General features: G+C 70.2%; 19 protein-coding genes and 1 pseudogene. 9 read left to right on the top strand and 11 right to left on the bottom strand.

The annotated features are described in order from the left end of the window. Window positions 1–187, top strand: a pseudogene (locus FNH05_RS37695) (hypothetical protein); the annotation flags it as partial. Between the two features lie 58 nt (window positions 188–245). Next, on the top strand, window positions 246–1,442 hold the full coding sequence (gene lhgO / locus FNH05_RS00295) for an L-2-hydroxyglutarate oxidase (protein WP_425458404.1): 1,197 nt from the start codon (window positions 246–248) through the stop codon (window positions 1,440–1,442). A gap of 155 nt (window positions 1,443–1,597) precedes the next feature. Here the strand turns inward: lhgO and FNH05_RS00290 are convergent, their stop codons facing one another. From FNH05_RS00290 to FNH05_RS00280, 3 genes are all read right to left on the bottom strand, one after another. Continuing rightward, window positions 1,598–1,807 carry a hypothetical protein gene (locus tag FNH05_RS00290; protein ID WP_222426462.1) on the bottom strand — a complete coding sequence of 70 codons (210 nt, stop codon included), beginning with the start codon at window positions 1,805–1,807 and terminating at the stop codon, window positions 1,598–1,600. Between the two features lie 70 nt (window positions 1,808–1,877). Beyond that, the gene (locus FNH05_RS00285; protein WP_246127363.1) at window positions 1,878–2,861 is read right to left on the bottom strand and encodes an aldo/keto reductase; all 984 of its coding nucleotides are present in this window, start codon (window positions 2,859–2,861) and stop codon (window positions 1,878–1,880) included. Next, a complete protein-coding gene (locus tag FNH05_RS00280) occupies window positions 2,858–3,451 on the bottom strand; it encodes an NADPH-dependent FMN reductase (RefSeq protein ID WP_144584685.1) in 594 nt (197 codons plus the stop codon). Before FNH05_RS00280 ends, FNH05_RS00285 begins: the two co-directional genes overlap by 4 nt. A 112-nt stretch (window positions 3,452–3,563) precedes the next feature. Here FNH05_RS00280 and FNH05_RS00275 point away from each other — a divergent pair, with 112 nt between their 5' ends. Then, window positions 3,564–4,397, top strand: a complete 834-nt coding sequence (locus FNH05_RS00275; protein WP_144584684.1) for a helix-turn-helix domain-containing protein — start codon at window positions 3,564–3,566, stop codon at window positions 4,395–4,397. A gap of 6 nt (window positions 4,398–4,403) precedes the next feature. Here FNH05_RS00275 and FNH05_RS00270 read toward each other — a convergent pair whose 3' ends face one another. Next, window positions 4,404–4,925, bottom strand: a complete 522-nt coding sequence (locus tag FNH05_RS00270) for a DUF3558 family protein (protein WP_144584683.1) — start codon at window positions 4,923–4,925, stop codon at window positions 4,404–4,406. Between the two features lie 195 nt (window positions 4,926–5,120). Between FNH05_RS00270 and serS the strand changes: the two genes are divergently transcribed. Beyond that, the gene (serS, locus tag FNH05_RS00265; protein WP_144584682.1) at window positions 5,121–6,416 is read left to right on the top strand and encodes a serine--tRNA ligase; all 1,296 of its coding nucleotides are present in this window, start codon (window positions 5,121–5,123) and stop codon (window positions 6,414–6,416) included. On the opposite strand, the gene FNH05_RS00260 is transcribed toward serS, so the two are convergent. The 4 genes from FNH05_RS00260 to FNH05_RS00245 all read right to left on the bottom strand — a co-directional run bounded on the left by FNH05_RS00260 (window position 6,403) and on the right by FNH05_RS00245 (window position 9,683). After that, window positions 6,403–7,311 (bottom strand): haloalkane dehalogenase, encoded by a 909-nt coding sequence (locus tag FNH05_RS00260; protein ID WP_144584681.1) that lies wholly within the window; start codon window positions 7,309–7,311, stop codon window positions 6,403–6,405. The genes serS and FNH05_RS00260 overlap by 14 nt on opposite strands. A 10-nt stretch (window positions 7,312–7,321) precedes the next feature. Further along, complete coding sequence (locus tag FNH05_RS00255) at window positions 7,322–7,774, bottom strand: DUF350 domain-containing protein (protein WP_144584680.1); 453 nt, start codon at window positions 7,772–7,774, stop codon at window positions 7,322–7,324. A 39-nt stretch (window positions 7,775–7,813) separates the two neighbouring features. Beyond that, complete coding sequence (locus FNH05_RS00250; protein ID WP_144584679.1) at window positions 7,814–8,980, bottom strand: glutathionylspermidine synthase family protein; 1,167 nt, start codon at window positions 8,978–8,980, stop codon at window positions 7,814–7,816. A gap of 115 nt (window positions 8,981–9,095) precedes the next feature. Beyond that, the gene (locus FNH05_RS00245; RefSeq protein WP_144584678.1) at window positions 9,096–9,683 is read right to left on the bottom strand and encodes a hypothetical protein; all 588 of its coding nucleotides are present in this window, start codon (window positions 9,681–9,683) and stop codon (window positions 9,096–9,098) included. Window positions 9,684–9,745: 62 nt separating this feature from the next. On the opposite strand from FNH05_RS00245, the gene FNH05_RS00240 reads away from it, so the two are divergent. The 3 genes from FNH05_RS00240 to FNH05_RS00230 all read left to right on the top strand — a co-directional run bounded on the left by FNH05_RS00240 (window position 9,746) and on the right by FNH05_RS00230 (window position 11,596). Next, window positions 9,746–10,726, top strand: a complete 981-nt coding sequence (locus FNH05_RS00240) for a septum formation family protein (protein ID WP_246127356.1) — start codon at window positions 9,746–9,748, stop codon at window positions 10,724–10,726. 4 nt (window positions 10,727–10,730) lie between these two features. Continuing rightward, window positions 10,731–11,081, top strand: coding sequence for a metallopeptidase family protein (locus FNH05_RS00235; protein WP_144584677.1), 351 nt, complete (start codon window positions 10,731–10,733; stop codon window positions 11,079–11,081). An 89-nt stretch (window positions 11,082–11,170) separates the two neighbouring features. Beyond that, window positions 11,171–11,596 carry a hypothetical protein gene (locus FNH05_RS00230; RefSeq protein WP_144584676.1) on the top strand — a complete coding sequence of 142 codons (426 nt, stop codon included), beginning with the start codon at window positions 11,171–11,173 and terminating at the stop codon, window positions 11,594–11,596. A gap of 24 nt (window positions 11,597–11,620) precedes the next feature. Here FNH05_RS00230 and FNH05_RS00225 read toward each other — a convergent pair whose 3' ends face one another. From FNH05_RS00225 to pheA, 3 genes are all read right to left on the bottom strand, one after another. Beyond that, complete coding sequence (locus FNH05_RS00225; RefSeq protein ID WP_144584675.1) at window positions 11,621–12,280, bottom strand: DUF4232 domain-containing protein; 660 nt, start codon at window positions 12,278–12,280, stop codon at window positions 11,621–11,623. Between the two features lie 120 nt (window positions 12,281–12,400). Beyond that, a complete protein-coding gene (locus FNH05_RS00220) occupies window positions 12,401–13,015 on the bottom strand; it encodes a histidine phosphatase family protein (protein ID WP_144584674.1) in 615 nt (204 codons plus the stop codon). Further along, window positions 13,012–13,926, bottom strand: coding sequence for a prephenate dehydratase (pheA, locus tag FNH05_RS00215; protein ID WP_144584673.1), 915 nt, complete (start codon window positions 13,924–13,926; stop codon window positions 13,012–13,014). The genes FNH05_RS00220 and pheA overlap by 4 nt, the downstream gene beginning before the upstream one ends. A 96-nt stretch (window positions 13,927–14,022) precedes the next feature. Between pheA and FNH05_RS00210 the strand changes: the two genes are divergently transcribed. Continuing rightward, a complete protein-coding gene (locus tag FNH05_RS00210; protein WP_144584672.1) occupies window positions 14,023–14,637 on the top strand; it encodes a macro domain-containing protein in 615 nt (204 codons plus the stop codon). A gap of 142 nt (window positions 14,638–14,779) precedes the next feature. Next, the gene (gene coaA / locus FNH05_RS00205; RefSeq protein ID WP_144584671.1) at window positions 14,780–15,712 is read left to right on the top strand and encodes a type I pantothenate kinase; all 933 of its coding nucleotides are present in this window, start codon (window positions 14,780–14,782) and stop codon (window positions 15,710–15,712) included. Window positions 15,713–15,726 lie beyond the last annotated feature (14 nt).

Here is a 15,726-nt window from a genome sequence, read left to right as displayed (position 1 = left end):
CTTCCAGGCCGGGCAGGGCCCGTTCGACGGCGGCGAGACGAGTGGATTCCTGCGGCGCCTGAACGAACAACTCGGCCGCCCGCTGAACGTGATCGTCTGCCGCTGGCCTGCCCGCCACCACGGCCTGCTGCCCGACCGGACCGCCTTCGACGCCGACCGGATCGCCGTCCGGCTCACCCTGGGCTGAAGACGGCAGTCGGGCCCGTGGTCACCCCGCCCCGGGCACGGCAACCTAGGCTGGCCGCGTGGTGCAGCGAGCGATCGTGATCGGCGGCGGGATCATCGGACTGGCCGTGGCGTGGGAACTGACCCGCCGCGGGACCGCGGTGACGGTGCTGGAGAAGGAGGACCGCTGGGCCGCGCACCAGACCGGCCACAACTCCAACGTGGTGCACGCCGGTCTGTACTACAAGCCCGGCTCGGCCAAGGCGCGCCTCTCCGTGGCGGGCAACCGCTCCATTGTGGACTTCGCCAGGGCGAACGGGGTGGGGGTCGAGGTCTGCGGCAAGCTGGTGGTCGCCACCGAGGAGGCCGAGCTTCCCGCACTGCACGTCCTCGCGGAGCGCGCCGAAGCCAACGGGGTGCCGGCCCGGCTGATCGGCCCGGCCGAGGCGCACGACTACGAGCCCGAGGTCACCTGCGTCCGCGCGCTCCGGGTGGACTCGACCGGCATCATCGACTTCCCCGGGATCTGCGACGCACTGGTGCGCCTGCTCACCGAACGGGGAGCGGATCTCCGGCTCGGCGCCCCGGCCCTGGCCATCCGCCCGGGCCGGACCGGCGGTGTGGAGGTCGCGACCGGCAGCGAAGTGATCCGGGCCGACGCGCTGGTCAACTGCGCCGGGCTGCACTCGGACCGGGTGGCGCGGCTGGCCGGGATCAGCCCGCGCGCCCGGATCGTGCCGTTCCGGGGCGAGTACTACGAGTTGCGGCCCGAGCGGCGCGGCCTGGTCCGCGGCCTGATCTACCCGGTGCCGGACCCCTCGCTGCCGTTCCTCGGCGTGCACCTCACCCGCATGCTCGACGGCAGCGTCCACGCGGGCCCCAACGCCGTGCTCGCGTTGCGTCGCGAGGGCTACCGCTGGCGTGACATCTCCCCCACGGACCTCGCCGACGTGGCGCGCTTCCCCGGTTCCTGGCGCCTGGCCCGCCGGTACGCCTACCCGACGGGCATGGACGAGGTGCTGCGCTCGCTGTCGCGGCGCCGGTTCGCGGCGAGCCTCGCCCGGCTCGTCCCCGCCATCGGGCCCGACGACATCGTGCGCCACGGCTCGGGCGTGCGGGCCCAGGCGCTGCTGCCCGACGGCTCGCTGGTCGACGACTTCCTCATCGAAACCGCGCCGCACCAGGTCCACGTGCTCAACGCGCCCTCCCCGGCCGCGACGAGCGCACTGGAGATCGCCAAGGTCGTCGCGGACCGGATCCCGGCCCGGGTCGACTAGGCTGTGTTTCCCGTTTCCCGAGCGGCGGAGCATGCGGGGTTCGGCGGCCGACCGCAGCGCGTCACGCCAGGACTCGGGATCCGGGCCGAAGAACCGGGCGTCGATGTCGCGGGCGGCCGCGGTGGCGAGGCGGCCCAGGTCGCGGCCCTCGGGGGTCAACGACAGCCGGAACGCGCGGGCGTCGGCCTCATCCGGCACGCGGACCAGCAGACCCCGTTCCACCAACACGCGCACCACTCCCGTCCCCCGGGCAACGGCTCGAACTCGGTGGCGCCGCTGAGCTTCCCACCGGGCAGGGCGCACTCGCCGGCCCAGCGCCGCAACTCGACGACGTCGGTGATCGTCCAGTCGGTTGCCACGTCCACGACCACGGACCGAACGGCCGTGATGTCGCCTTGGATGACGGCTTCCTCGGTCTTGGTCCGAACCAGCCTCTCAGAACCCGGTCGGCTCACGGGGGGTGTACGCACGCTCCAGCTCGTCGATCTCGTCGTCGTCGAGTTCGACGGCCAGTGCGGCCACGGCGTCGTCCAGGTGAGCGGGCTTCGTCGCCCCGATGACGGGCGCGGCGACGGCGGGATTGCCGAGTACCCAGGCGAGCGCGACGCGGGCCATGGGGATGCCACGGCGGGCCGCGATCCGCTGCACGGTATCGACGATCGGGCGATCGACGTCGCCGAAGGACCGCTGTCCCACGGGATCGCTCGCCGAGCGGCTGGTGACCTGACCGTAGGGCCGGGCCAGCCGTCCCTTGGCGAGCGGGCACCACGGCAGGCTGGCTACTCCCTGGTCGGCGAGCAGGGGGAACATCTCCCGCTCATCCTCGCGCTGCACGAGGCTGTACTGGTTCTGCATCGACACGAACCGCGTGTGGCCGTTCAGCGTGGCGGTGTACTGCATCTTGGCGAACTGCCACGCCCACATCGACGAGGCGCCGAGATGGCGGACCTTCCCGGCCACCACCACCTCATGGAGGGCTTCCATCGTTTCCTCGACCGGGGTTTTCGGATCGAACCGGTGGATCTGGTAGAGGTCGATGTAGTCCGTGCCGAGTCGCGTGAGCGAGCCGTCGACCTGATCGAGGATCGCCTTGCGCGACAGCCCGGAACCCCCGGGCCCGTCGTGCATCGGGAGTCCCACCTTGGTGGCGATGACGAGGTCCTCCCGCCGCGAGTACTTCCTGACGGCACGACCGACGATTTCCTCCGAGGTGCCGCCGCCGTAGACGTTCGCGGTGTCCCACAGGGTGATGCCCGACTCGACGGCTCTCCGGAAGATCGGAGCCGCGGCCTCCTCGTCCAGGGCCCACGGGTTGACCCCGAGCGACGGATCGGCGAACCCCATGCAGCCCAGCGCCACCCGGCTGACCATCAGCTCGGTGTTCCCGAGCGGAACGTAGTCCATCGTCTCCGTCCTCATGCGGGGTAGGGAGCGGCCTCGCGCGCCGAGCGGAGCGCGCCCGCCCACCAGCCCAACTGGTCGAGCAGGGTCTTGGCGTATCCGGGGGCGCCGGGATCGAGCGGGCGGCCGTCCTCCCACGCGGTGAAGTAGTTCGGGAAGGCCAGACCGTCGCGGATGGTCACCGCGTGCAACTCCGTCAGCACGTTTTCCAGGTGCAGCACCGCGTGTCGGCCGCCCGCCGCGCCCCCGTAGCTGACGAAGGCGACGGGCTTGGCCGTCCACTGGGTGAAATGCCAGTCGATGGCGGCCTTCAGGGACGCGGGATAGCTGTGGTTGTACTCCGGGGTGACCACGATGAACGCGTCGGCCTCCTCCAGCGCCGACGTCAGTGCCGCCATCCCGGCCGGCCGGGGGTAGCTGTCGCCGGCGTACTTCGGTGACGCCGCGGGCAGCGCCAGCGGGATGTCGATGTCGGCGAGATCGATGACGTCCACGTCGAAACCACCGTGCTCGCGGGCCTGCTCGGCGACCCAGGAACCCACGACCGGACCGAACCGTCCTTCCCGGACGCTTCCCACGATGATCAACAGCTTGTGCGTGTCTTCCATGTCCACCACGATCGGCGGCGACCGCGGCCGCAACCAGACCGTGCGCAGGCTGGCCCTCGCAGGGCCACGCTGAGCACTCCGCGACCGGCGGGAACTGTCTTATGCTCGCCGTATGGGGACGCCGTTGGGGGACTTCCTCCGGACCAAGCGCGACAGCATCCAGCCGGAATCGCTGGGACTGCCGGAACGCGGCCGCCGCCGGTCACCGGGGCTGCGCCGCGTGGACCTGGCTTCGCGGGCGGGCATCAGCGTCGAATACCTGACCCGCATCGAGCAGGGCCGCGACCGCAATCCTTCGGTGGCGGTGCTGCACGCACTCGCCGACGCGCTCAGCCTCGACCCGGTGGAGCGCAACCACCTGCGCTACCTCGCGAAGATCACCGGCGGTGAGTGTTCCGCGCACGCCCGGCCCGCACCGCCGCTCCGGCAGGTGCGGCCGTCCGTCCTCCGGACGCTCCGCCTCCTCGAACCGGGCATCGCCGTGGTGACGAACCGGCTGGGCGACGTCCTCGCCCGCACCAGCGGCTTCGAGCTGGTGACCGGCGGGACCGGACTGCTCGACGCCGAAAACCCGAACCTCACCCGCTACGTCTTCACCGACCCCCGCGCCCGGACGTTCTTCGCCGACTGGGACGAGGTCGCGGACGAGCAGGCCTTCGACCTGTGGCTCGGACCATCCGTCGAGAACTCCGAGTGGTTCACCGCCGAACTCGCCCCCGTCGCTGGCCCCGACTTCACCCGCCGCCTGAGCCGCCACGTGGTTCCACAGCGGGGAGTTCTCCGGCTCAACCACCCGGCGGGGCACGAACTCCACCTGCTCCGCGAGACGCTCGAACTCTCCGCGGACGCCCAGCAACTGGTCGTCTTCCTCCCCGCGGACGACCGGACGGAACACGCCATCGACGAACTCCGCCGCCCCCACGCCCGGCTCCGGTCCATCTCGTGACGGACCCTAGCGGGCGAGGTGCCCGGCCACGATCGGCGCGATCTTGCGGACCACGTCGCAGGCCTTCGCCGGGTCTGCGTAGTTCTGCCCGGACAGGGCCAGGAAGGACTTCGACGACAGGGTGACGGCCAAGTCGCACTCGACGTCCCCGAGCGGGCCCCGGTAGTGGTCCCAGGTGATCCCGCCGAACTGCTCGTGCCCGTCGGGCCGACTCGGGTAGTAGTCGCCGACCGGCAGGTCGGTGCTGTAGAAGACGGTGATCTCGTCGTCCGTCGAGCCGTCCGGCTTGCCGGAGTGCCAGACGCAGCCCGGCGGCACCCTGCTCTCCGGACGGCCCGGCTTCGGCTCGCCGGGCGCGCTCAGCCCGGCGGCGGCGGCCTCGTCGTTCGTGATCACCGAACACGGGTCGGTCGAGGCGGCAGGCACCTTGGTGACCCGGCCGGTCTGCGGGTGCGGGGTTCCCGGCACCGCGGTGGTACAGGCGGTGGCCAGCAGCAGGCTTCCCGCCACGGCGATCCGTCCTCGCACGGCGCTCCCGGATTCCTCGACAAGATTCCCCGAACCGATGTTCCGCGGCTCGAACCTAGCGTGTCCGCGAACGGGGACGGGCCGAAACGGTGACGCGGGTTCGCACGAAAGTGGTCACCCCCGGGTGCTGCGGAAACGGGCTGGTCGCGGTGGATACGCTGGAGGTGACCAATCCGGCTCGTACCTGGAGTACCGATGCACGACGCCCGCCTGCTGCTCGATCCCGGGACGGACGCGGCCGCCAAGCTGCGCCGTCGCGGGTATGTGCTCGACACCGACCGCCTCGGCAAGCTGGTGAGCAGGCGATCCGAGGTCATCAGCGAGGGCGACCAGGCGCGGGCCCAGTCCAAGAAGGCCGCCGCCGACGTGCAGGCCGCGGCGCGGCGTGGCGAGGACATCGCCGAGTTGCGCGAGCAGGCCCGCCAGCTCAAGGTGCGCATCGGCGAACTCGAGGACGAACACCGCCGGATCGAGGCCGAGCTGACGGAGTTCCTGCTCGCCGTTCCGAACCTCCCGCTGGACGAGCTGCCCGACGGCGCCACCGAGGAGTTCGCCGAGCAGATCCGCGCCTGGGGCACGCCGCCCGAGTTCGACTTCACCCCGCTCGACCACGTGGATCTCGGCGAGCGGTCCGGCATTCTCGACCTCAACCGCGCCACGAAGCTCTCGGGCCCGCGCTTCGCGGTGTTCAAGGGCGCGGGCGCGCGACTGGAGCGGGCGCTGGCCGCCTTCTTCCTCGACATCCACACCCGCGAGCACGGCTACACCGAGTTCTCGCTGCCCGCGCTCGTCACCCGGCAGACCATGACCGGCACCGGCCAGCTGCCGAAGTTCGAGGAGGACCTGTTCCGCACCGGCGTGGCCGACCGGGAGCTCTTCCTCATCCCGACCGCCGAGGTGCCGCTGGTCAACCTGCACGCGGACGAGATCCTTCCGCTGGAAGAGCTGCCGTTGCGCTACACCGCGCACACCCCGTGCTTCCGCTCGGAAGCCGGCTCCTACGGCCGGGACACCCGCGGCCTGATCCGCCAGCACGAGTTCTCGAAGGTCGAACTGGTGCAGCTGGTGGCCGCCGAGAAGTCCCGCGAGGCGCTGGAAGAGATCCTGAGCCACGCGGAGGCGCCACTGCGGCGGCTCGGCCTCGCCTACCGGGTGATCAAGCTGCCCGCCGGGGACATCGGGTTCTCCGCGCAGATCACCTACGACATCGAGGTCTGGATCCCGAGCCAGCAGACCTACCGCGAGATCTCCAGCGCCTCGGACACCGGCACCTTCCAGACGCGGCGCGCAAACATCCGCGGCAAGGGCAAGGACGGCAAGCGGGGGGCGGTGGCCGCGCTGAACGCCTCGGGCCTGCCGATCGGCCGCACGCTGGTCGCGCTCGTCGAGCAGAACCAGCGCGCGGACGGGTCCATCGGCGTCCCGGAGGCCCTGGTGCCCTACACCGGGTTCACCGAGATCAAGCCGGACGGCAGCGTCACCCTCGCCTGACGAACCGGGCGACGATCTCGCCGAGCCGTTCGCCGGCGTCTTCCTGCAGGAAGTGGCCGGCGTCCGGCACCGTCGGATGGTCGAGACCCGCGGCGCCCCTGACGGCGCGCCGCAGGACCGGGGCCATCGGCGAGGTGATCGGATCGCCGTCGGAGAAGGCGCACAGCAGCGGTATGTCCATAGTGGACAGTGTGGTCCAGGCGCGCCGGTTGGCCTCGGACGCCGGATCGTCCGGCCTCGTCGGCACCAGGCCGGGCATCGCCCGGGGGCCCGCCTTGTAGAGCTCGTTGGGAAAGGGCGCGTCGTAGGCGGCGCGCACCTCGTCGGGCAGCCGGGTACGGCAACCGGACTGGACGAACCGGCCGATGTCGAGCACCGGCGCCTTCGCCACCGCGTTCCGGAACGCCCACCATGCCTCGGGCATGTCCTGGTCGCCGGTGGGCAGTCCGGTGTTCGCGGCGACCACACCGGCGAACCGGCCGGGATGCTCGGCCACCAGACGCAGTCCGATCAGCCCGCCCCAGTCCTGGCCGACCAGGGTGACCTCGCGAAGATCGAGCGCGTCGAAGGCCAGCGCCCGCATCCACTCCACGTGCCGGGCGTAGGTGTGCGCGGCGGCCTCGACGGGCTTGTCCGAGCGGCCGAACCCGACCAGGTCCGGCGCGATCGCCCGCAGCCCCGCGTCGGCGAGCACCGGCACCACCTTGCGGTACAGGAACGACCAGCTCGGCTCGCCGTGCAGGAGCAGCACGACCGGCCCGTCCGCGGGCCCCGCCTCGACGTAGCCGATCCGGATGATGCCTTCTCTGGGGTCGTCGATGTCGGCGTAGAGCGCCGGGAAGTCGAAGTCGGGCAGGTCCGCGAACCGGTCTTCCGGTGTCCTCAGCAGCCGCACACAGCTCAGCCTAGGAGATGGCGACGGCCACGACGAGCCCCAGAGCGAGATGTGCCGCCGCGACCACGAAGCTGGCGGGGGCCAGCTTTTCGTGCTCGATCGCCGAACGCATGTCGATCCGGGTGGCCCATTCGAGCAGGCGGACCGCGAACACCTGCACCACGATCCCGAGCAGGCCGTACACCAGCGAGGTGATCAGGCCCTCGGTGAGATCGCTGGCCGAGTTGAAGATGGCCACCACGATGATGAACGCCATCGACAGGATGCCCGAGGCGGTCACGATGACGGCGTTGGGCAGCCCCTGGCGCACCAGCGCGGACAGTTTGCCCGGCGTGGTGAAGTCGATCGCGTAGAAGCCGACCAGCATCAGCAACAGCCCGACGACGCCGTACAGCAGGATCGCGCCGATCCCCCTGACGAGGTCGGGCCCGAAGTTGTCAGCCAGCGCGAGGGTGGTGGTCACGTGATCTCCCGGTCGATTCGGTGTGTTTCGGGGTGTTTATCACGATTCCGGGATGCGGTGGGGCACGAAGGCCGCCCCGTCGTCGGTGATCAGCCCCGAGGTCTCGCGAATCCCGAGGCCCGCCGCGCTGTCGCCCACGATCCACGCACCCAGCGCCGGCCGGAAGCCGTCGAACTCCGGGAGCGGGTCGAAGGCCTGGTAGACGTATCCCTCGGCCCCGTAGACGCCGGGGGTTTCGGTCTCGTACCCGGGCGCCACGATCTGCACGTTCGCGCCTTCCCGGCCGAGCTTCGGTTTGCGCACGTACTCGGTGAGCAGGCCGGGGTCATCCGTGAAGGCGGGCAACAGGTTCGGGTGGCCCGGGTAGTTCTCCCACAGGATCGCCAGCAGGGTCTTGTTGGACAGCAACATCTTCCACAGCGGTTCGATCCACAGCGTGCGCGGCAGCGTCTCCACCGCGTGCCTGCCGAACTCCTCGTCGACCACCCACTCCCACGGGTACAGCTTGACCACGGTGTTCATCGGCGCCTCGGCCAAATCGACGAACCGCTTCAGCACCGGATCCCAGCCGATCTCCTCGATGGCGAGGCCGATCGTGTCCAGGCCCGCCTCGGCCGCGGTCTCCTGCAGGTAGGAGATGGTGATGTGGTCCTCGCCGGTCGGGTCGGCGGTGGACCAGGTGCAGTACAACTCGCCGGACGGGAGCAGGCCGCGGATTTCCTGCCAGCGTTCGACCAGTTTCTCGTGTATCGAGTTCCACTGGTCGTCGTCCGGGAACACCTCGGTCTTCCAGTGCCACTGCAGCACCGAGGCTTCGAGCAGCGAGGTCGGGGTGTCCGCGTTGTACTCGAGCAGCTTCGCCGGGCCCCTGCCGTCGTAGCGCAGATCGAAGCGCCCGTAGAGGTGCGGGTCGCGGCGCTTCCAGGACTCCGCGATGTGCGGCCACACCCATTCCGGGATGCCGAACTCGGCGTAGCGCTCGGTCAGGATCACGTTGTCCACCGCTTCGAGGCACATCGAATGCAGCAGTTCGACGTCCGCCTCGAGGGAGAGCACCTCGTCCATCTCCAGGACGTAGTGCACCGACTCGTCCCAGTAGGGCCGCACCTTCCCGTCGCCGTAGCGCGCGGGGCTACCGAAGACCAGGCCCTGTTCCTCGACGATGCGCTGCCAGTCCCCGCGCGGGGCGCTCGTTCCTCTGCGCACTGCTTTTCCACCCTTGTTCGACGCGACTCATACCGGAAAAACCGCCCGGCGCCGGACGAGCCGTGCCGTGAGGGGAGTCCTGCACGGCAACGCGAAGACCCGCACCGCCAGGCGGTTACGAACCGCTGCTGCTCTTACCGCTGATGCCGAAACCGCCGCGCTGCACGGTCTTGCCGGAAGTGGTCTTGACCGTGGTGTGGCCCGAAGGCTTGGTGTAGCTGCCGCCGACCACGGTCGAGCCGATCCGGCCCGAGCCGCCGTAGTTGTAGCGGTACTGACCGTAGGCGTTGCCGCCCAGCGGCAGAATCCAGAAACCGGTCCCGGCGTTGTAATGGCCCCCGTGACTGGTCAGGTAGGTCTCGTCGCAGTTGTCGTCCGGGACGACGACGCCGTTGGCGTCGGTACAGACGGCGGTGGTCTCGTTCGGCACGCCCACCAGGTACCAGGCGGCGACCATACCGACCAGGCCGACCGTGACGCCGCTGCCGATCAGCACCTTGCGCCTGCCTGCCGCCTTGCGCTCGGCTTCCGCCTGCGCCGCCTCGCGCTCTTCCTCTTCCGCGATGGCCTTCTGCCGGGCGCGCTGCTCGGCGAGCGTCGGCTCGCGCGGCTTCGTCGACTCGGGGTCCTGGAACCGCATCGAGCCCCGCGCTGCGTGGTCCGCCGGTGGTTGTTGCCCCTCCGGCGCGGTGTCTTCGGTCATCGAACACAGACTAGCCACCCGAGGGATGTCTTTGGGTCTCGACGCGGGCATTATTGAGCGCGATGCTCAAAGACGGCTTGGCAAGTAACACGCTGCGTACCCGGCTGGTGATGGTCGGTGGCTTCTTCGGGGCGATACTGGCCCTGTCGCTGAGCGTCGCCTTCTCCTCGGGCAGCGGCATCACCGGCGGCGGCAAGGTTGAGGAGTCGCCGGAGGCGAAGGCCTCGTTCCATTCCGCGGCGGGCAACTGCCTCACCTGGAAGCAGCCCGACGCGTCGGACATCCACCTCGTTCCCTGTGCGCAGGAGCATCTGTACGAGGTGACGGGTGTGGTGAACATCGCCGACAAGTACCCGGCGGGAGCACCGGCGCCGACCGTGGACCAGTGGCGCGAAATCGCGCTGAACAAGTGCACCGACGGCACCGAAGGCTATCTGCACGAAAAACTCGACCCCTACGGCAGGTTCACCGTCAGCGCGCTGCGGCCGGGCAACGACGAGTGGGCCGCGGGCGACCGGGACATGCGGTGCGTGCTCCAGTGGGCGGCACCCGGCGGCGCACTGCAGCCGATCACCGGTCCGGTGGCGGGCCAGTCGCAGGCCGCGGTGTGGGAGCCCGGCACCTGCCTCGCGCTCGCGGGCAAGACCGTCGGCAACCCGATCGCCTGCACGCAGCCCCACGCCTACGAAATCGTCGGCAAGCTCGACCTGAAAACGCGCTTCACCAGCGGCTATCCGGCGCAGAAGGACCAGAAGACCTGGCTGGACACCGAGTGCAACAACGTCGTGCAGCGCTACGCCGGCGGGGTCGATCTCACCGCACAGCAGCTCACGCTGACCTGGGACCTGCGGGAACAGGAGAGCTGGGACGCCGGATCGACCCTGGTCAACTGCAAGGTCGGGGCGAAGCTGCCGGACAACAGCGGCCTGGCCCCGATCACCGGCAGCATCCGGCAGGCCGCGCAGGACGCGCCGCAGGACCCGAACCAGCAGGGCGGGCAACCGGGACAGACCCGGCAGTCCGGTTCGGGCGGCGGTAACTGACGCCATGCCCGTGGAGATGTCGCGGGCCCGCTTCGAAGAGCTGGTTTCCGAAGCCCTCGATGCCGTCCCGCCGGAATTCGCGCGGGCGATGGACAACGTGGTGGTCCTCGTCGAAGAGGAGAACGACGAGAACCCCGGCATCCTCGGTCTGTACCACGGTGTCGCGCTGACCCAGCGGACCTCCGACTACGGCGGGGTGCTTCCGGACCGGATCTCCCTCTACCGCCGCCCGATCCTCCGCCTGTGCGAAACCGAGGAGCAGGTGGCCGAGGAGGTGCTGATCACGGTCGTCCACGAGATAGCGCACCATTTCGGCATCGACGACGAGCGCCTGCACGACCTGGGCTGGGGCTAGGCAGGCGCGGACTCCTCCATTACGGACACCGGAGATAACGGGACGGACGCGATGCTGGCCGTGCGGCGGTCCAAGTGCTGGAATGCGCTATGCGGACCGACCACGACGAAGTGGAGCCGAAGGAGCTGGCCGTGTCACGCCGCCCGCTCGTGCTGGCGGGGGCCACCGGATTCGTCATCGGCATCGCCGTCGTGGGCCTGCTCTGGCGGGTCTCCGGCAGCGGGGACGGCGCGATCGAGGACGCCAGGGCGGCCTGCGGGGCGCTGACCAGGGCAGGCCCCCTGCCCGACGGCTACGCCAACGGCACCGGACAGTCCGCGGTCGACCCCGGCACCGTCCGCCATGTCGTCGCGGCCCGGGAACTCTCCGCGGCGGCGGCCGCGGAGAGCCCGGTCTACGAGTCGTTGGCGGACCACCTGGACGGCGTGAGCCGGATGGTGATCAGTCTGAACTTCGGGGACCCGTCGGGCCGTTTCCATCTGAAGGCCGCACGGGACCTCTGCGACCACCTCTGAACCGACGGGGCTCGAAAGCGTTTTCTACTGCGGGCCGGTGCCCTTCTCGATGGTCTTCACGGTGAGCTGGTTGCCGGGGATGCCCGGGTTCGCGCAGGCGGTGGAGGGCAGGTCGAGGAACATCGACTGGGTCTCCTGCGGCGGGTAGACGCGCAGGCCGCGCGCCTGCTCGGGCCGGCAGGTGGCGGCGTCGTAGTTCTGCACGTTGACGAGACCGACGTCGGCGAAGGCGGACTCGCCCTTGTTCAGCGTGACGGCCGCCCCCTTGGCACCGTTACGTGAGGCGGGCGCGCCGATCTGGTGCCCGTCGTCACCGCCCACATAGGACACCCCGGGGAAGCCCTGTAGCACGCACTGGTGGTCACCGGTGTTGGTGAAGATCAGCGGACGGTAGACCGTTCCGGCGGCCCCGTCCCCGCGCCCTAGTGACAACTTCAGATCACTGGACTTGCACAGGTTGTTCCCGATGTTCTGCCCGGACACCGCGCCGCTCGAGGCCGGTCCGGTCGCATCCGGCTCCTGGCTCGGGGCCGAGCCGCCCGGGACCGTCGCCGTGACCGTCTGGGTCTGGGTCTGTGGCTGGGGCTGCGCACTGTTCGTGCCGTTGCCGCAGCCGGTCACGACCACGGCCAGGGCGGCCGCGGTCGCCACCAAACCGATCTGGGGGATCCTCACTCGCACCATCTTTCGCCTCCCTGGATGAGCACTACCCGGAGGACGTCCGGTCCACACGCGGGTTGCCTTGGCTTGCGGAAGTTACTCACCAAGAGTGGGCACTCACGGTAAAACCGCAACGACACCGGTTCACATCGGGATGCCCACCCAGCTGAGACAACGCCAGCCGCCGGGCGACGACTCCAGTTCCACGATCCCGGTGTTGGGAATCAACCCCTGGTCGGCCAGTTCGGGGCGGACGTTGCCACTCAGCCATTCGGCGGACAGGCGGATGGCACCGCCGTGGCTCACCAGTGCGATGGCCCCCTCCGGCGCCGACGGCTCGTGCTTGGCCCGGAGCTCGGCGACCGCAGTGGTGAACCGCGCGTGCACCTCGTGGCCGCTCTCCCCGCCCGGCATGGAGACCCCGAGGTCGCCCCTGGTCCAGGGGTGCACGGTGGCCGCATAGGCGCGCAGCGCCTCCGGATCCCCTCTGCCTTCCAGGTCGCCGACGCTGACCTCGTGGACGCCTTCGACCAGTTGCACGTCCATCGCCAGCGTGGCCGCGAGCGGCGCCGCGGTCTGCTGCGCCCGGAGGGCGTACGACGCGTACACGGCGACGATCGGCTCGGCGGCCAGCTTCTCCGCAAGCGATTGCGCCTGCTGATGCCCCAGTTCGGTGAGGGGCGGGCCGGGCAGTGCGGTGTCGAGGATCTTGCGGACGTTCGCCGTGCTCTGCGCGTGCCGGATCAGGTACAGCTTCACGCGAGATCTCCGTTCCGGACCGCCTCGACCCACGCGGCGGCGTCGACGAAGTCCTCGTTGGCCGCCGAGGGGGCGACGGTGGCCCGGACCCCGTCGGCCCGGGGGTGGGAACCGAGGAAGCGCACCTCATGGCAGCGGCGGCGGAGCGCGGCCAGCGCGTCGCCGATCCGGGGTTCCGCGATGTGTCCCTCGAAGTCGAAGAAGAACCGGTACTCGCCGAAGTTCCCCCGTGCGGGGCGGGCGTCGAGGCGGGTCAGGTTGATCCCCCGGCCGGCGAGTTCGGCGAGCAGTTCCGCGAGCGCACCGGTGCGGTTGGCCGCCGCGGCCACCACCGAGGTGCGGTCGGCGCCGGTGGGTTCGGGCAGGGGCAGCCCCGGCCTGCGCAGCAGCAGGAACCGCGTCCGGGCGTCGTCCACGTCGTTCACCCCCGTGGCCAGTACCTCCAGGGGGTAGTGCTGCACCGCGACCGGGGCGGTGACGGCGGCGTCGAGCTCTCCGGCCTGGACGGACACCGCGGCGGCGGCGGTGGAAGAGGAGGCGAGGGTGCGGGCACCGGGCAGATTGACCTCGATCCACTGCCGCACCTGAGCCAGCGCGTGCGGATGGCTGCCCACGGTCTCGATCCTGGTGGTGCCGGGCCGCACGAGCACGGAAAAGTGCACCGGGAGCAGCGACTCGGCCACCGCGATGAGCGGCTCCTGTTCGGCGAGACCGTCCAGGGTCGCCGGGACCGGGCCCTCGACCGAGTTCTCCACCGGCACGCACGCGCTGTCGGCCTCGCCGCGGCGAACCGCCGCGAGCGCGAGCCGGATGGTCTCGACCGGGAACAGTTCGTCACCGGGACCGGCGAGGGCGCGCGCGGCCTGTTCGGTGAAGGTCCCCTCGGGTCCGAAATATGCGATCCTTGCCACCTCGACAGGTTACGCACCCGGTCGGCGCCGATCCGCCGGAGGCGCTGCGCCACATCACGGTTACGCCCGATCGATTTTTTTGGCATGGTGTACCCCGTGACCGCCGAATCCGGCCTGCACGCCACCCGCGAGGGAATCGAGGATCTGGTCTCACCCCCCACTCCTTCCCTGGTGTTGTGCGCCCTCGACGAACACCTCGGCCGCGCCTGGCAGACGGTGGCGGACACCGTCCGTGGCGACGTTCGCGCGTACCGGGGCTCGGTGCTCGACGTGGCCGCCGACGCGGTCGTGAGCCCCGGCAACGCCTACGGCTGGTTGCGAGGCGGTGTGGACGCGCTCTACGCGCGCGCCTTCCCCGATGCCGAACAGCACGTGCGCAGCGCCGTTCTCGCCTATCACGGCGGCGAACTGCCGATCGGGGAGGCCGTGGTCGTGCCGACCGGGGAACCGGTCCCGGCCTGGCTGATCAGCGCGCCGATCCGGCGGGAGCCCGGCGAGGTGCTGCCCGAGGACACGGTGCACCCCTATCTCGCCGCGCGCGCGGTGTTCCTCACCTGGCGCGACGGCCGGTTCGAGCACGGCGTGGAAATCCGTCGCGCGGTGCGCACGATCGCCATGCCGGGGCTCGGCACCGGTGTCGGCGGCGTCACTCCCCAGACCTGCGCCCGACAGGTCGCCGCGGCCTGGACCGAGGTGTTCGGAGCCCGCTGACCTGCGTGCCTCCGCTTCCGCACCCACGACGTGGCGGCGGGGTGTAGTAAGTCACAGAGCGTTTCCCGCTCGTAAGACCTACCGTAAGAACAGCGTTACGCAGACATCGGCGCCGGCCCAGCGACGGGCAAGGAGTGTGGGAATGGCACGGGTTCTCCAGGTCAGCCCCTACGTCGAGCTACACCGGGAACAGTGGCGGGAACTGCGCCGCAGCACCCCCCTTCCGCTCACCGCCGAAGAACTGCTGCGGCTGCGGGGTCTGGGTGAACAGGTCGACCTCACCGAGGTGGCCGAGGTCTACCTGCCGTTGTCCCGGCTGATCAACCTTCAGGTGGCGGCCCGGCAGCGGCTCTACGAGGCGACCACGACGTTCCTCGGCGAGGACACCCGCGGCACCAAGGTGCCGTTCATCATCGGCATTGCCGGCAGCGTCGCGGTCGGGAAGTCGACCACCGCCCGCCTGCTGCGGACGCTGCTCGCCCGCTGGCCCGACCACCCGCGCGTGGATCTGGTGACCACGGACGGATTCCTGTACCCGGCCGCCGAACTGAGGCGCCGCGGCATCATGCACCGCAAGGGTTTCCCGGAAAGCTACGACCGGCGGGCGCTGCTGCGTTTCGTGACGGAGGTCAAGTCCGGAGCCGAAGAGGCCAGGGCGCCGGTGTACTCGCACCTCGCCTACGACATCGTGCCCGGCGAGGAACTCCTCGTCCGCCGTCCGGACATCCTGATCATCGAGGGCCTCAACGTGCTGCAGCCGGGGCCGAGGCTGACCGTGGCGGACCTGTTCGACTTCTCGATCTACGTGGACGCACACAACGACGACATCGAGCGCTGGTACGTCGAACGGTTCCTCGAACTCCGCAAGACCGCGTTCTCCGACCCCGCCTCGCACTTCCACCACTTCGCCGGCCTGCCCGACGACGAAGCACGCGCCGAGGCGACCCATCTGTGGCGCACGATCAACGAACCGAACCTGATCGAGAACATCCGGCCGACGCGCCCGCGAGCCACCCTCGTGCTGCGCAAGGACGCCGATCACTCCATCAACCGCGTCCGCTTGCGGAAGCTGTAGAGCCTGGTTCGAAC

The organism is Amycolatopsis rhizosphaerae (assembly GCF_007713715.1).
Lineage (GTDB): Bacteria > Actinomycetota > Actinomycetes > Mycobacteriales > Pseudonocardiaceae > Amycolatopsis_E > Amycolatopsis_E rhizosphaerae.
Note: the sequence above shows the minus strand (reverse complement) of the source record. Positions and strands in the feature narration are given on the sequence as shown.

Excerpts from the sequence above, each read along its gene's own strand:
- FNH05_RS00285 (WP_246127363.1), bottom strand. The coding sequence starts at position 2,861 with ATGAGGACGGAGACGATGGACTACGTTCCGCTCGGGAACACCGAGCTG.
- FNH05_RS00280 (WP_144584685.1), bottom strand. The coding sequence starts at position 3,451 with ATGGAAGACACGCACAAGCTGTTGATCATCGTGGGAAGCGTCCGGGAA.
- FNH05_RS00275 (WP_144584684.1), top strand. The coding sequence starts at position 3,564 with ATGGGGACGCCGTTGGGGGACTTCCTCCGGACCAAGCGCGACAGCATC.
- serS (WP_144584682.1), top strand. The coding sequence starts at position 5,121 with ATGCACGACGCCCGCCTGCTGCTCGATCCCGGGACGGACGCGGCCGCC.
- FNH05_RS00245 (WP_144584678.1), bottom strand. The coding sequence starts at position 9,683 with ATGACCGAAGACACCGCGCCGGAGGGGCAACAACCACCGGCGGACCAC.
- FNH05_RS00240 (WP_246127356.1), top strand. The coding sequence starts at position 9,746 with ATGCTCAAAGACGGCTTGGCAAGTAACACGCTGCGTACCCGGCTGGTG.
- FNH05_RS00235 (WP_144584677.1), top strand. The coding sequence starts at position 10,731 with ATGCCCGTGGAGATGTCGCGGGCCCGCTTCGAAGAGCTGGTTTCCGAA.
- FNH05_RS00230 (WP_144584676.1), top strand. The coding sequence starts at position 11,171 with ATGCGGACCGACCACGACGAAGTGGAGCCGAAGGAGCTGGCCGTGTCA.
- FNH05_RS00225 (WP_144584675.1), bottom strand. The coding sequence starts at position 12,280 with ATGGTGCGAGTGAGGATCCCCCAGATCGGTTTGGTGGCGACCGCGGCC.
- coaA (WP_144584671.1), top strand. The coding sequence starts at position 14,780 with ATGGCACGGGTTCTCCAGGTCAGCCCCTACGTCGAGCTACACCGGGAA.